Here is a 15,490-nt window from a genome sequence, read left to right on the forward strand (position 1 = left end):
ATTAATACGAAGCCGAAGGGGCGTCTTTTCGATTTATTTGGCCAATGATCCCTGCAGGGAACCTGCATCGAAGTCCGGCTGTGCTTCGATATCGGTGTCACCTGCGGCTTTGGCTTTTTCAAGTGCCGCATTATAGCGAGTATTCAAGTCCTGAAGCTCTTTATCTAAATCTCCACCACCAAAAATGTATCTATTGAAGACATCAACCTTCTTTAGTCCTTCCAGACGTCCCTCACTAATGACCATCGGAGTCGCTGGATAAATCCCGTCTAACTTTGTAGGCAGAAAATCTTCAATCCCTGCAATGTCTGGTGCCTTAGCAACAGTAGCAACCGATGGAATAACCGAAACCCCATACCCTGCTTCCTGGTAAGCAATCTGCACATCATCACTGTACATCCATTCAATAAACTTCCAAGCTTCTTCCTTATGCTTCGAATCCTTGCTCATAGCCAAATAACTTCCTGCAATAACTTGGCTGACACCCTTCTGCTCCCCGTCAATGGTTGGAGGAATCGCAGCTGCCCAGCGAATTTCAGTTGGGAATTGGGTTTTGTAGACCGTCGGCTCAACGGAATGGTTGAAATACATACCGATCTTGCCTTGAGCAAATTGCGCACGCAGCGGGTCGATATCAAGCGATTCCGATCCTGGCATCATGCTTCCATCCACCTTAATCTGCCGCAGCGCCTCAGCAACCTCTTTATATACGCTAAAATCAAATTGCCCGGTCTGGAAGTCGAAGCCCTCTGTGCCCTTAGTCTTGCTAAGTGTTGTTATTGGATAAGCGATACGCTCAAATCCGCTGGTACTTTTGAAATTACCCGCGAAGCCGTAAGCGCCTATATCTTTTCCCGCTTCTGTAATTTTCTTGGCATCCTCGACCATCTCTGCGAGTGTGGTAGGCGGCTCTGTAATGCCAGCCTTCTCGAACAAATCTACGTTATAGATGAGGCGCCAGAACTGACCGATATTGGGAAGGCTATATATTTTGCCGTCAACGGTATTTTTCTCGTTGATAAGTACGTTCTCGAACCGGCTCTTCATCTCTGGTGAAATGTAGCTATCAAAAGATTCCAGATACCCTCTTTTGACCCACGTTGGCACGTTATAAGTATCCACCCGGAGAATATCAGGCGCCTGCATGCTGGAGAAGGCAATATCCACCGACTGGGTATAGTTCTCTGCCATAACCTTCATTTCAATCTCAATATTGGGATTAAGACCTTCATACTCGCTGATTTTTTGTTCAATAAAATCAGAATCGTGACGATCAATGGTCCAGTAGACCAATTTTGTTTTTTCGGAGTTTGTATTGCTGCTGCTTACCTCCGTATTAGATTCGGATGATGAACAGGCGGCCAACGAGCCAGCCAGCATCAGCGAAACTCCAGCTAATATCCATTTGTTTCTTTTCATCTAAAATGCCTCCCTTTTCTTTTGAAATCGCATTCATTTCTTAAGAAAATTATAATTCCGCTGCCCTTTTATCAGTGAAGGAGAAAACAACTGTCAATGGGAGACGAAATCACTGTTTCCCTCTACTTTGGGCAAGGTATATTTTGCACGAAAGTCCGTCGGCGTCATTCCGGTGTATTTTTTGAACTGCTCTGTAAAATAGGGACGATCCTCATAGCCCAAAGAGATGGCAATATCCTGAACCTGTATGCCTTCCAGCACTAGCTCCTTGGCTTTGTCCATTCGTCTCCCGATAATATATTGGGCGAGTGTCATCCCCGTCTCCTTTTTAAAAAGATTGGAGAAGTAGCTAGGACTAAGATGCACCTCCCGTGCACAGTCGGCGACGGATAGATTTCGCTGCAGATTGCCATTGATATGAGTGATGGCCCGATCCACAAGCATACGCGCGTCGCTGCATTGGCGTTGTTGCAAATACGTACAGCCCAAACGGCAAAATTCCCGAATCTGGCGGCTAAGATCTTCAAAAGAGACTGCACTGCTCATGTCTGCAAGTTTGTTTTCCAGAGTTTTAACTTCCGAATCTGTTGCTTTTTCCGAAAAAATCCGATGGATAGAATGAGCCAGTTCAAGACAGAGTGTCTTAACGATGGACGGGTTAGGCGTTGCCGGTGCAGTAATCCAATCATGCCAAATGTTATCCAGCTGCTCCTCTGCTTTGGACAAATTTGCCGAACGCAGACAATAAAGCAATTCTTTCTCCTTGTCATATGAGTATCTGGGTAGCACGGCATTCACGACTGCATCTTCAACATAGGTGTACACGCTGTTCCCACCATTTAGAAAGGTGTTCGCAAGTGCAGACAGTGCCTGCGCATAGGAAGCAGAAAGCTGCCCTACCTCTTCTACCTCTCCACCCAGTCCAATGGACACCGTCTGGTACGTATACCGATGTACATTTTCCCGGCATTTCTCTGCAAGTTGCTCCATATTCGGCTCCGCCAGAGGGTTCATCACAATAACGAATTGATTCACATTTTCCCGGAACACAATGCCCCGAGTGTATTCAGATATTGTATTTTCCAAAATATTCTGTACGGCAAAGCGGATTAACTCCACCTCGGAAACCGTAAGTTCTGATGTACGTTCCACAAAAAAATCCACTTCCGCTACCATCACGCAAAAGTTATGGTTATTCATCTCGATATTGTAAAAATCCCACTGCTGGCTCAAATGCTGCTGTCTAGTTCCGTAACGGATGAGCAGACGCATATATTCCTGACGCAAATAGGGTAAGCTCTCGCGCAGCTTTTGTTCCATGCCCATCATCTGCTCAGCTTGACTGCGTTCCCGTTCCAACACTTCCTTGGCCTTCAACACGGATTCAAGCACTTGAACCTTGGTGTACGGTTTTACAATCAGATCAAAGGCACCCAGCTTAACAGCTTCCTGGGCATAAGTGAAATCAGAATAACCCGTCAAAAAAATCAGTTTGATGCCTGGCTGCTCCGCTTGAAGGCTCCGCATCATCTCTAAACCATCCTTAAAAGGCATTCGGATATCCGTCAATACGATGTCAGGACGATGCTTGCGGATCTGCTCCAGACCTTCTTCCCCGTCTGCCGCGGTGGCCGCGATCACAATCCCATGTTCCTCCCAAGGAATCCGCTGCGACAATCCGCGGACCACTGCAGGAATATCATCAACAATACATATTTTAATTGAATGGGCGCTCAGGATTTATTCCCCCTTCCACAGGAATGGATAGAACAGCTTCGGTTTCAACACGCGGACTGCTTCGAAAGACCAATCCGGCTTCTTTGCCGTAGTACAGCTGCAATCGGCTACATATATTAGACAGAGCGTACCCTCCACTGCCGTTCGGCTCCTTCAGCCAGGCATTGAGTTTCTCCGCATTCATGCCGGTTCCGTTATCGGTAACCCGGATGAGCAGTGTATTTTTGGCTACTTCTACGGAGATCCGGATCACTCCCCCTCCCCTTAATTCCTTAAGACCGTGCAGGATAGAGTTCTCTACCAAGGGCTGAATAATAATTTTCAACACAGGAAGCTCCAGCAGTTCCACTCCGGCATCAATTGTATAGTCAAACAACCCTTCATAACATTGCTGCTGAAGGTTTAGATACTGGCGGACATGTTCCAGTTCCTTGCCTAAGGTCGTAATTTCCTGCCCGTTGTTCAGTCCCAGCTGAAACAGCGCAGACAGCGAAATGACCATCTGTTTCACGTCCTCATATTCATCCATCTCACATTTCCAGAAAATCGTGTTTAATGTGTTATATAAAAAATGAGGCTCGATCTGCGCCTGAAGCGCCTTGATCTCCGCTTTTCTCTTTTCTTTTTCTGTATCCTTGACTTCAACAATCAACTCGCCGATCCGGTCTAACATCTGGTTAAATTTGCGTCCTGCCTCCCCAATCTCATCCTGGAAAGGACTCTGGAAGCGAGCACTGAGATCCTCCTGCTCTACACGAGACATCGTCCGTTGCAGTTTCAGCAGCGGTCCCAGTAGCAAAGCGGACAGATACCTTGCAAGAAAAAGCGCGATGACGATACATGCCGCCATGATCATCAACACCAGCCATTGAATACTCCGAACAGGTTGCAGCAGTTCCTTTTTGGACAGGTAGCTGACCAACACCCAGTCTTTTGCATACCCTGAACTGGCATAGCTGAGCAGCATTGTCCCGTCACCAGCGGAATATTCAAAATTACCCCGGTCCGCCTCCCTCAGTTTGTCTAAAAACACAGAGTCCCGAGACCATTCCGGGCGTTCCCCGTCTCCGAAGACGCTTGTTCCCTCTTTATTGATCAGTAAAAAACGCGCGGAGCCAAGGCTCCCGCCTCCACTTACAGTATCTTCAAGAATGTCCTCTTTTACATTAACGATCAAAAATAGATCAGGGACATAATTGTCTGTAAGCGGCTGCAAAACTAGGGAAATAACATGATGTTTCCCGGCAAATAGCTCGTCCCGATGGCTCTCCACCCAATTGGATTCAGGTTTCTCCTTAACCCGTTGGTACAGCGAAGATTCTAGAAATGGGGTCAAGGTTCTGCGCTGATTGCTGGTAGAGTAGAAATCCCCGTCTGGCGTACTGATCAAGATAGATTCAATAGAGTTTTCCGTCAACTCTACCTGCGTGAAGGGCGCTTGCAGCATAGAAAAATTGGCAAAAAAACGTTCCATATTATGAGCTTTAATATCCCGGATGGTCTGCTGATAAGCTTCGCTCAACATCATCGTGGAGGAAGCCACAATGATTTGCTTTAACTTCTGGTCTAGGACATTGATTGACTGATTCAGCACATTTTGATTTAACTCGACAGAGTTACGCTCCATCGCCCGAGAAGCAATGGAGTAAGCCAATAAACCGGTGACTGAAATACAGAATACCGTCAGTGCGGTAAAAGACAGCCATATTCTTTTCTTCAAAGAGGTACGATAAACCCAGGCCTTCAGCATGTATTCACATCCTTCTTGAATAGCTGTCCGAAGCCCGCCCCGAATCTAGCCCTTTACAGAGCCAGCTGTCATCTGCATGAACGATTTATTAGCGAAAATATAGACAACAATCATTGGCAACATGGACAGACATGCACCCGCGAGCATCAATTGAGGTTGCGCCGCATCGCCGATACCATATTTTAGCCCCGCCAATCCTACGGTGAGTGTCTGTAATTTTGGCTGTGTCATAGTAAAAACCAGCGGCAGAATATATTCGTTCCATGCTCCGCGGAAGGTCCAGAGCGCCGTGACTCCAAGGGCGGGCGTCAGAAGCGGTAAGATAACTCGAAAGTATACGCTATAGAAATTACAGCCGTCAATAAAAGCAGCCTCATCCAGATCCTTCGGAATCGCTCGTACAAAACCAATCAACATAAAAAATGCCGTGGCATGCGCACTAATAAGAATAATAATGACACCCCATAACGATTTCTGTAGATTAAGCGCTACCATAAGGTCAAATTGCGGCCGCAGCACCACAGCACCGATCGAGATGAACAGCGTGCAGGACTGAATTACAACATATATCCTTTTCCCATAAAAATCGACTCTCGCTACCGCATATGCGGCCATCGTTCCAATTAATAGAGTGCCTAAGGTGGTAAAGATACTGATAAACACACTGTTCCATGTAAAGCGGGCAAAGTTAGCCGAATTCCAAGCCTGCGCGTAGTTTCCAATCTGCCATGACTTAGGCAGCAAGGTAGTTCCTGTCGTCAACTCCAGATTGGTCTTAAGGGATCCGAAAAAAGCCAGAATAATCGGAAACAACGCAAAAGCCGCCACTATAAGTAGAAAAATCCACAGCAAGGTCCGGGACAGCACCGCTCGGGTCTTGAAGGATCGGACAGGCTGGACCGAAGTGTTCTTCGTCTCCGCATGTAATGTACTCACTGTTCATTCTCCTCTCTTTTAATAGATATCATTTAGCTTTTTAGATACATAAAAGTAGACTAAGGTAATCAGACCTACAATAACTGCTGTGGCAAAACCAACCGCACTACCGTAGCCAAATTGCTGAATGCTTGTACCTCCACTGGATACAGGGAAAAACAGCTTATACAGGTACAGGTACATAACTTCCGTCTTGCCATAAGGACCGCCTTCGGTAAGCACCATAATACTCTCATAGCCTTTTAGGGAGGCGGTAATAGCGAGCATAATGATCATTTGCAATACAGGTCCGAGCATGGGAACGGTGATGTTCCACATTTTTCTGAAGGGTCCAGCTCCATCTATAGATGCCGCCTCATAGAGATCCTCAGGAATGTTCTGTAAACCAGCGATAAAGAGCAGCATATAGTTACCGATAGCCCCCCATATCGCAATCATAATAGCTGTTAGTAAGGCATATTTCGGCCCTAGCCAATCTATCGGAGCGGAAATAATTCCAGAGCCGACCAATAGCTGGTTAACCATCCCATTGTATGAATTAAAGATAACGTAGAATACGATGGCCATAACCGAAGCACTGATTACGGTCGGCATAAAGTAAATCGCTCTTAGCAGCTGCCGCCCTTTCAAAGCACGATTGAGGACAACCGCCAGTAAAAATGATAATGGCAAGGTGATGAGCAGCTTCCCTCCAGCGTAGATAAAGGTGTTGACCACTGACTTCCAGAATTCCTTATCCCTTAATAGGCGCTCGAAATTCTCCAGTCCGATAAACAGGGGTTCGCCGAAGCCCTGGTAATCATAGAACATGTACTTCAGAGCCCAAAAGATCGGATATACTCCAAAAACCAGCGTCAGAATCAAACTGGGAGCAACGAAGGTCCAGGCGTTAATTTGACGTTTTGATAAATTCATTTATTGTTCCTCCTGTCCATTGGACTAAGCTTATGTCCTTAATGATAATTCTATCCGTTCGTAACGGTTAGGGAGAAAGCGACTGCGCTTGGGGGAGAATTTCACTTTTTCAGTTGCTTTGTCCCCTTTCCTTCATTTGTTTATCTATCCCGCCCTTCGTAAAGCCACGTTTATACTAATTAAGAGAAAGCTCACCCACGAAATATGACAACTTTACAAGGAGGTTAGAACTACCGATGATTTCAGCATATGGTGGCGGTACACGCCCCTTCGGGTGTTATACGGAAGGAGAGCTGGAGGGCATACGCCTTAGAATCGAACAGCTTCCCAAGGTCCGGCAAGAGTACGAAAGACAACGGCAGCTATCTGAACAATTTGCCAGCCGAGAAGCTGCTGCGCCCCTCCATAAACTCGGCGTGTTCCGGGTAGAACCCTTTGTTTTTAAAACCCCTCCCAGAACGGCCTTCCTCAAGCTTTCTGTACAGATTCGGGGAAAGGGCACGGCACGCATCGGGGGCTTGCGTCTGACTCATTCGCAGCTTGGCTTGCCGGTTGAACTAGCGAATGGCGGTCTAGAATCTGGGATGCTGGGGTGGAGTCAGGACCGAGAAAACGGAAGCACAGTATATCTAGAGAAATTGGCCAGCTGGCAGCAGGGTCTTCAGCCATCTGGTGTGACTCCATCTGGCGCTAGTCTGGCAGACGATTTGCAATGTATCTGTATCAGTAATGAGGAAGTGAAGGGATTGACAATCCTTCATTATGGAGAGACCATACCTGTATACGAAGGAAATCATTACAGCGTGCAGACAGCACTCAGTCTGGAAGCTCTTCTAGGCGAAGGAATCTGCATCGGGGTCCATTTTCTAAATGCTGCGGGGCAGCCGCTAGGAACTGAGCTGCTCTCCCCGCTTTTTAATCGGCCGACGCTTACCAATTGGGCCTACCTGCTGGAGGCTACGGGAGCGGACGCCAATATGTATATGATCACGGGTGAAAGTGAATTTGCGGTTCGAGCCAAGCAAAAGCTACAGTACATGCTTGCCGATATGCGGGTAGGCATGGATATTTTCCGTAGAGACGGCTGGCATGACGATGATACTTACGGCGCGGTGCATATCGGGAGGGGGCTCGCTGCTGCTTCGGTAATCTACGATCAGATTGCTGGCAGCAGTGTATTCCTCACTGGTGAAGAAACTGAACTTCTCGCTCATTTCCGGTATATCGCAGACATGATGATGGATACCCACTACTACCGGTTTGATCTGGAGACCTTTCCAGATGAAAAGGGAGGAAAACGCAGTAATTGGAATGCCGACCGGGCAACCGGACTGGGTGTATATGCCCTCCTCTTTCCCAATGAAAAACAAAGTGAGGCATATCTTGATCATGCCCTCTCTGTCATCAACTGGCAGCTGGCAGAAGTGGTGGATTCAGACGGCGCATGGCCAGAAAATATTCGCTACCATGGCGCAGTATTGCATCGCTATTTTCTCTTCTTCGTCCTATTAAAGCGTTTGAAGGGCATTGATTATTTCAAGCATGAAAAGGTTAAGGGCATGTACCGTTTCCTAATCGGCACAGTGACTGTACCCGATATTATTCAAGGAGGCTCTTCTGGCTCCCCCATCCTGCTTACACCAGCGGTCGGCGATGCCAATGTGCAGGAACAATGGTTTCGCCTGCTTGGATACTCGGCCCCATTCTATATGGACGAAGACCCCCAGCTTGCCGGGGAAATGCTCTGGACGTGGAAGCACGGCGGAGAACCGATTGAGGATAGTGGCGCATTTCCTCTGCCTCTGGTCGCGCTGTTATATCCACAGCCCGATTTAGCAGAACAAAGGCCTGCACTCGACTCCGTACATTATCCCGATATCGGTTATGTCATCTTCCGCAACGGAGAACAGAACCTTCAGCATTATGCAATCTACGAGGCTTCACCGCTGACTTATCACGCTCATCACGATGAAGGGCACTTCTCCATCTGGGCAGATGGTGTTCCAGTAACCCTTGATTCTGGAACGGGAGGTTATTATAACGGGGATCGGCATTGGTATGTATCCAGCGCAGCTCATAATGTTGTCCAATTTACCGATTCATTCGGAAATTTTGCCAATGGGCCACTGCAAAGCACTTGCAAGGAAGTACGCTTCTCAGAAGAGTTAGATCATGCCAGCAGTCTTATTCCAGATGCTAACGCCAGGGGATATGAGCGGAATTTCTTATTCATTAAAGCAGGCTTTAACGTCTACTTGATATGGGATCGAATCGAGGGAGCATCTAACAGCGTCTGGAATCTGCATACACTCAGTACTGATGCAAGTATAATGGAGCAATCCATTGATGCAGCTTGCCTGAACGGCAAGCACCTAAGCGCTTATATCGCCGAGCCAGAACTTCCAGTGATTACAATGGGAGAAGGCGCTGTAGCCGGGAATTATCCGCTGGCAGAGCAGCAACATTTCCGTGTTTATGGTGGTACAAGCGACTACGTCATTCTGCTTCATCCCCGGACAGAAGATGCTCCTTCACTACAGCTTGAACAGCTTGATTATGAAGAGGCTGTCGAAGGAGTACGCTTGTACAGGATATCCCGTACGGATGGAAAATGGTTTATCGCCGCCATCAACGGCACCAAGGAGGAACGCCTTGTTACTGTTCCGGGTCTCGGACCGCTTAGGCTTCTCGGAGAACCTGAGTCAACGTCAGGGCAACCTGAACCAACCCAATTAAGAATTGAGGCAGGCAAAATTCACATCGCCATGCCCCGATAACTATATAGAAGGAGGAAGATTAGAACATGAGCAATCTTGGAGTATGGGAACCAGCAGAACCGGGAGTTAAACGCTGTATCTTGAATGCTGCAGCCAGTCTGATGATGATGGAGGTTCATTTCGAAAAGGGAGCCGAGGGCTATGAGCATAGCCATCCTCACGAGCAGATGAGCTACTGTCTGCGTGGAAGCTTTGAATTTCGTATTGACGGCGAGAAGCATAAGGTAACCGCGGGGCAAAGTATTGCCATACCGCCAGATGCAAAGCACGGTGTAACGGCATTGGAAGCAGACTCCGCGCTGCTCGATGTCTTTACACCTATCCGCGAGGATCTGCTGAAACGCTAATAAATATATATCTGGCAGCAAAAAAAGGCCCAATCATTCCATTTCTTAGGGAATGATTGGGCTTCTGTTATTTTTCAGCTTGGTACCGTTCCACTTCAAGTGATGCTAATAACAGTGGAGCGACGCCCATAGGCACATCCGACAGTACGTCCTCAGAGATATAGTAATCGTATGAGCCATTACGGTCTTTGCTCAGACCCGCTCCATGACAAATCTGGTGCAAGTGAACACCTTGTTCATCCTCTTCAGTCAAATGCGTCAGAATGCCTTCATACCCTTGCAACATCGCCTCTATAAAAGAGGGTTCCAGATAACCTAATCTTAGTCCCTTAGCCATCGCATAAACAAACATGCACGAGCCGGAAGCTTCAAGATAATTGCCTTTTCTCCCTGCTTGATCTAACACCTGGTACCAGAGGCCAGTCTCCTTGTCTTGAACCTCCAGAAGCGCGCCGCACATCCGCTGGAAAATGCCAATGATCGTCCCCCGCTGCGGATGAGTGAGCGGAAAATGCTCCAGGCAATCAACCACAGCCATCGCATACCAACCCATCGCCCGGCTCCAGAAATGAGAGGACAATCCGGTAGACGAGTCAGCCCATTCTTGCTCTTTGGACTCATCCCAGCCATGATAGAGCAGGCCGGTCCGTGGATCGCGGGTCCGTCGCTCAACCAGCAGCAGCTGATGCGCCGCTTCGTCAATCAGTTCAGGTCGTTGAAAGACCTTGCCGTATTCCGCTAGGAATGGCGATGCCATGTACAGCCCGTCCAGCCACATCTGGAAAGGGTATACCTTCTTATGCCAGAATCCCCCTTCGGAGGTGCGGGGATGTCCAATAAGCTGTGCGGCCAGCAAATGGGCTGCTTCAGCATACCGTTTTTCTCCGGTTTTCTGGTATAGCAGGAACAGGTTTTTCCCCTCGTTAATCTGGTCCAGATTATATTCTTCCAGCCTGTAGGTACGGATGGAACCATCATCTCCAATAAATGTGTCCATATGCCGCTCCATAAAGGAGACATACTCAGACTGGTGGAGCTGAACACCCGCCCGGGCCATTGCCATCAGCAACATGCCCGGAACATACGCCCATCTTTCCAGCACATATTCATGCTCTCCCTGCTTGTTGCACCCTCTAAGAATCGTATTCGCAATTTTACTGGACAAGCGAACGGTTGTTGCTTCAGTTATAGACATCCTTATTCCTCCTTCGTTTGTCATCCATATGAAGTCTAATCTTATGCTCAGGTGAGCTGCTTGCGCAGCCAGGCAAAGGCTGGTTCACCATGAATCTCATGACCTCCGGTGAAGAAGTCCGCCTCTACCTGTCCGATATGATTCGCCGACCTGTAAATCGTCTGCAACTGGGTTAAAGCAGATTTTGTTCCGCGCGGGCCAAACAGATGATCGGCATCTCCCGATTCGAGGAACAGGCCACGTGGGGCAATGAGGCCCAGTAGATCAGGCATCTCCGCTTCCAGCAAAATCCCTGGAATATAATTGTCAAGGCAATGATTGCGTGTCAGAATACTGTCCACGAAAGTATTGGCATACCCGCTTACGACCACACAAGCGATTCGTTCGTCAAGTGCAGCTGTGAAGCCAGCTACCAGTCCTCCACCGGAAATACCCATAATTCCAATCCGTTCGCTCTCAACCTCTTTTCTTGTCTGCAAATAATCCAGTGCCCGCATGGTTTCGTAGATACGGTAGCCGGCCATCGTCTTCCCAACCATCAACAATGCTGATGACAGGCGGAAGCAGGAATTACGTCCAGGCTCCCCGCTTGTTAGGTCTTCTTCCAGTCGTCTGTCGCCAAAGCCGAACAGCTCCGGAGCTGCCACTACAAAACCCTGTTTTACCAGTGAAACAGCGAAGTCCTTGTGCAGCCCGGGATCTCCCTGCCGATCCGATCCGTCCGGATTCAAGCCTACGATCTCCCGGCTTCCATAGCCATGTCCATGAATGGCAAGAACGGCAGGGGCAGGGGTAGAGAACGGCTGATCCGGGATCAAAAGATACAGCGGCATGCGCAACCCTTCATAGGTAGTTATCTCTATACGTTCACGGGTATACCCGGAGCAGACTGTACGTTCCAGCAGAACCGGTTGCAGCTCCTCAGCTATTTCTGGAAAGCCACCTAATCGCTCCGTAAATGCTGCGGTAAGCTCATCGCGCCATTGCTGAAAGGGTATATCTTTGCTGAAAGCCGAGTTGCGTTGAGCTGAACCAGATAGTTCTTTCATGTATTGTTCCAGAGGCTCCATCCGAAGTGCTCCTTCCCTTAATATCCTTCAGGATGCCAGCCATCAAGCACGGACAGCACCCTATACTCCGCAGCTTCCTGTGGAATCAGCTGCCGCGACCATGCAGCTCTGGCTTCGGGATTAGCTCCCGGTCCACTGCTGCCATATTCTTCATAGCGGCTAGTTTCCTCCCTGTCCGGCTGCCCCCAATTATGCCAGCCTTCGCCGATAATCGAACTGTCCATGACCGTGCGGATAAAAGCAACATGTGCATAAGGGCGCCAAGGTCGGCCAAGATACACTTCACTTACACCTTGACCGCCAGTAATTTCACAATCGAGGAATACATAACCAAACGATGCGTCTTCAGGCGTTGATGCGGCTGTAATATATCCTCTGGAACGTTTGTTATGCAGCCGGCAACGTTCAAACAAAGCCGTAGCCGCGCCAAAAATATAATCCACATCGCCTTCAATGTAGCATTCGTTATAATATTGCTTCCCTTGCCCTGTATACAAAGTATCCTGATCACCCAGCAGGCGTACACGCCGGAATACAGCATGACCAGCATCAACAAAAGCAGCCACCGCCTGGCCAGTGCCGGGACCTGATGCATTTCGAATGGTCAGATTTTCAGCCGTGAAATGCTCAGCGAATACATTCAAGGTGCCGGATTTGAACGTGCCAAGCGGCTCTCCGTCCGGTCCTAAAGTATGGGCGTTGTCTGACCAGGTAATGATGGTGGAATTCGTGTCTTCCCCCAATAGCAGAACCGGAGGCGTTCCCTGTTTCACTGTAATTTTTTCCCCGTAAATGCCGGGTTTGATACGAATCGTCACTTCTTCCTTGTGTTCCTGTGGAATTGAATCCAACGCTGCCTGTAGACTACTGAATCCTTCGTCGACACTCTTAGAGACTGTAATTAACATCTGCGGCTCCTTTCCTATCAACCTGAGTTTATTCTATAATAACCGTAACGCTTCGTAAGAGAAGAGGAGAATTATGACTAGCCTGACTAGCCCCAATCACAAATATCATATTGAAGAAGACCGCTACAGCATCCAACATATGAAACGTAAAGGCATCACTGCTATGCCACGTCCCCACAGCCATGACTTAGCCGAGCTGTACTATCTGATACAAGGGGAGCGGGTATACTTTGTGGACGACCGAGTCATTACGGTTCATAAGGGTGAGCTTATTCTTATCTCCGGCCGGGAGCTTCATTCCACAGCAAGCTCGGAAGTAGCCGAGTTCGAGCGGATTCTGATCAACTATGATCCTGCTCTTCTACCGCCTTCCCTGCAGAATGAAGCCATCTGGTTTCATGACCGCGGGTACCGCTTGTTCAAGCTGACCCTGCGCGAGCAGGACGAAGCGGAAATCCTAATGAACCGGATGCTGGAAGAATGCCGGTTGCAGCGGCCGTATTACGAAACCAGCGTAATCGCTTTATTCGCCGAGCTGATGATTCTCCTTCAGCGTTCAGAGAGTATCTCACAAGCTGGAGGGACGAAACATCCGCTCCATCATCTAGTAACTGATGTAGCCACCTATATCCGCGATCACTACCGTGAGACCCTTACTCTGGAAGAGACTGCAAGTAATTTTTACATTAGTCCTTCATACTTGAGCCGGGTATTTCACCGATTGACGGGTTTTCACTTTCGGGAATACATCGTTCATGTCCGTGTAAGGGAAGCCGAACGCCTGCTTGTCGGATCTACAGGCAAAATCCAGGAGATCGCCTCCGCTGTCGGATTTGAACATCTTTCCCATTTCAATAAAACATTCAAAAAATCAACCGGTCTGACCCCGCTCCAATACCGAAAAGAAGCAAGGTCACACCCACGGAAGTTCAAGACGGATTTCCATCATCCATAGAATTTTTTTATCTCTCTGTGATCGTCAAATCTTCGGAATTAGTGAGCGTGACGTGACTGCATCTATGCGCTGTTATCTTCGGCATTTCCGAAGTCTGCAACCGGATACGATCCAGCTTAAGCCCCGTAGCATGCCGCAGCACAATTCCCCGGTCACTCACTGCGTGGAATTTTTCAATGGTTAGATCAGCAAGCGGCATCTCCGGCAGCCCGTTAACCAGTAGAGCGGTTGCCGCACCATGGCACACAATGTTCTTCAGGGTAATCTTCCGAAATTGCGGAGTTTCCTCTGTAACCGAAAATAACTGCTCGTCATACCCTTCCGATCCTTCAACCCCTGCATAGAACATATGAAAGGATACAGCCTCGTGGATGATGCCGGTCATGTTGATATTCTCCATTACAATATCCTCCACCACACCGCCTCTTCCCCGGGTGCTTTTGAACCGCAGGCCGATGTCCGTGCCGATGAACAGGCAGTCACTAACTCGAACTGCATGTACACCTCCGGACATCTCGCTGCCGATTACAACGCCTCCATGTCCGTGATATACCGTGCAATTCCGGATGGTAATATATTGGCAGGGCATTCCCAACCTACGGCCTTCCTCATCCTTGCCTGACTTGAGACAGATGGCGTCATCACCCACATCAAAGCTGCTGTGCTCAACTAGAGCATGCGTGCAGGATTCCAAATCAAGGCCATCCCCGTTCTGCGAATACCAAGGATTACGTACCTGAACATTTCGTACGGTAATCTGTTCGCAACCAATGGGATGAAGACACCAAGCAGGTGAATTCTGGAAGGTCGGCCCTTCCAGCAGCACCCGCCGGCAATTGCGCAGGCTTAGCAACGTCGGACGCAGATACGTACGAGCAGGCAGATAAGCCTCCATACTAGTTTCTCCCTTGTCCCACAGCTTCCGGCAGAAGTCCTCACCTTCCATAGCTTCCCGTGAAGGCCACCATACTTCGCCTTGCGGATCAAGCACTCCTCCAGATTCGATCAAACGCTCCCATTGCTTCTCGGTCATCTTAAACCGCTTCACTGGGCGCCAGCCTTCGCCACTGCCGTCGAATATCCCCTCACCGGTTATTGCCACATCGCTTAAACCTTCTCCATCGAGCGGAGCCTGACAGCGCCAGCCGGCATTCCCCTCATAATGGGAAGAAAGTAACGGATACAAGGTATGATCAGGGTCAAACTGCACCAATGCTCCCTTGTCTACATACAGATTAATTCGACTATGCAAAGTAAGGGGTCCCGTGCGCCAGATGCCAGCTGGAATAACAACTTTTCCGCCTCCCGCCGCAGCGCAGGCATCCAGTGCAGCCTGAATAGCAGAGGTACATAGCGTTAATCCCCCCTCTTCTGCCCCATAATCCGTGATTGCAAAAGTCCGTTCGGGAATCTGAGGAAGCTCGGGAATCGGATACGTGTTAGTTACAAGATTGCTGCTCATTGAATTTCACCTCCTCCTA

At 48.7% G+C, this 15,490-nt stretch carries 12 protein-coding genes; 3 read left to right on the top strand and 9 right to left on the bottom strand.

Annotation, left to right across the window (positions count from 1 at the left end):
* Nucleotides 1-33: 33 nt before the first annotated feature.
* The 5 genes from MHH49_RS00825 to MHH49_RS00845 all read right to left on the bottom strand — a co-directional run bounded on the left by MHH49_RS00825 (nt 34) and on the right by MHH49_RS00845 (nt 6,757).
* On the bottom strand, nt 34-1,419 hold the full coding sequence (locus MHH49_RS00825) for an ABC transporter substrate-binding protein (RefSeq protein ID WP_036683984.1): 1,386 nt from the start codon (nt 1,417-1,419) through the stop codon (nt 34-36).
* 93 nt (nt 1,420-1,512) lie between these two features.
* On the bottom strand, nt 1,513-3,159 hold the full coding sequence (locus MHH49_RS00830; RefSeq protein WP_036683986.1) for a response regulator: 1,647 nt from the start codon (nt 3,157-3,159) through the stop codon (nt 1,513-1,515).
* On the bottom strand, nt 3,137-4,906 hold the full coding sequence (locus tag MHH49_RS00835; RefSeq protein ID WP_036683988.1) for a cache domain-containing sensor histidine kinase: 1,770 nt from the start codon (nt 4,904-4,906) through the stop codon (nt 3,137-3,139). Before MHH49_RS00835 ends, MHH49_RS00830 begins: the two co-directional genes overlap by 23 nt.
* Before the next feature lie 45 nt (nt 4,907-4,951).
* Nucleotides 4,952-5,770 carry a carbohydrate ABC transporter permease gene (locus tag MHH49_RS00840; RefSeq protein ID WP_036684144.1) on the bottom strand — a complete coding sequence of 273 codons (819 nt, stop codon included), beginning with the start codon at nt 5,768-5,770 and terminating at the stop codon, nt 4,952-4,954.
* A 90-nt stretch (nt 5,771-5,860) separates the two neighbouring features.
* Nucleotides 5,861-6,757, bottom strand: a complete 897-nt coding sequence (locus MHH49_RS00845; RefSeq protein WP_036683990.1) for a carbohydrate ABC transporter permease — start codon at nt 6,755-6,757, stop codon at nt 5,861-5,863.
* A 236-nt stretch (nt 6,758-6,993) separates the two neighbouring features.
* Here MHH49_RS00845 and MHH49_RS00850 point away from each other — a divergent pair, with 236 nt between their 5' ends.
* Both MHH49_RS00850 and MHH49_RS00855 read left to right on the top strand, forming a co-directional pair.
* Nucleotides 6,994-9,534 (top strand): heparinase II/III domain-containing protein, encoded by a 2,541-nt coding sequence (locus MHH49_RS00850; RefSeq protein WP_076213883.1) that lies wholly within the window; start codon nt 6,994-6,996, stop codon nt 9,532-9,534.
* 26 nt (nt 9,535-9,560) lie between these two features.
* Nucleotides 9,561-9,881 carry a cupin domain-containing protein gene (locus MHH49_RS00855; RefSeq protein WP_036683993.1) on the top strand — a complete coding sequence of 107 codons (321 nt, stop codon included), beginning with the start codon at nt 9,561-9,563 and terminating at the stop codon, nt 9,879-9,881.
* 67 nt (nt 9,882-9,948) lie between these two features.
* Here the strand turns inward: MHH49_RS00855 and MHH49_RS00860 are convergent, their stop codons facing one another.
* The 3 genes from MHH49_RS00860 to MHH49_RS00870 are packed head-to-tail and all read right to left on the bottom strand — an operon-like array spanning nt 9,949 to nt 13,054.
* Nucleotides 9,949-11,076 carry a glycoside hydrolase family 88/105 protein gene (locus MHH49_RS00860; RefSeq protein WP_038569650.1) on the bottom strand — a complete coding sequence of 376 codons (1,128 nt, stop codon included), beginning with the start codon at nt 11,074-11,076 and terminating at the stop codon, nt 9,949-9,951.
* Between the two features lie 47 nt (nt 11,077-11,123).
* Nucleotides 11,124-12,146, bottom strand: coding sequence for an alpha/beta hydrolase family protein (locus tag MHH49_RS00865; protein ID WP_076213886.1), 1,023 nt, complete (start codon nt 12,144-12,146; stop codon nt 11,124-11,126).
* 17 nt (nt 12,147-12,163) lie between these two features.
* Entirely contained in the window at nt 12,164-13,054 is an 891-nt protein-coding gene (locus MHH49_RS00870) for a pectinesterase family protein (RefSeq protein ID WP_076213889.1), read from the bottom strand.
* Between the two features lie 73 nt (nt 13,055-13,127).
* Here MHH49_RS00870 and MHH49_RS00875 point away from each other — a divergent pair, with 73 nt between their 5' ends.
* A complete protein-coding gene (locus MHH49_RS00875; RefSeq protein ID WP_036684000.1) occupies nt 13,128-14,009 on the top strand; it encodes a helix-turn-helix transcriptional regulator in 882 nt (293 codons plus the stop codon).
* 7 nt (nt 14,010-14,016) lie between these two features.
* Here the strand turns inward: MHH49_RS00875 and MHH49_RS00880 are convergent, their stop codons facing one another.
* A complete protein-coding gene (locus MHH49_RS00880) occupies nt 14,017-15,471 on the bottom strand; it encodes a glycoside hydrolase family 28 protein (protein ID WP_076099993.1) in 1,455 nt (484 codons plus the stop codon).
* Nucleotides 15,472-15,490 lie beyond the last annotated feature (19 nt).

Origin of the sequence: Paenibacillus sp. FSL F4-0122 (genome assembly GCF_038002845.1) — a bacterium.
In the GTDB taxonomy this organism is placed as follows: Bacteria; Bacillota; Bacilli; order Paenibacillales; family Paenibacillaceae; genus Paenibacillus_AQ; species Paenibacillus_AQ odorifer.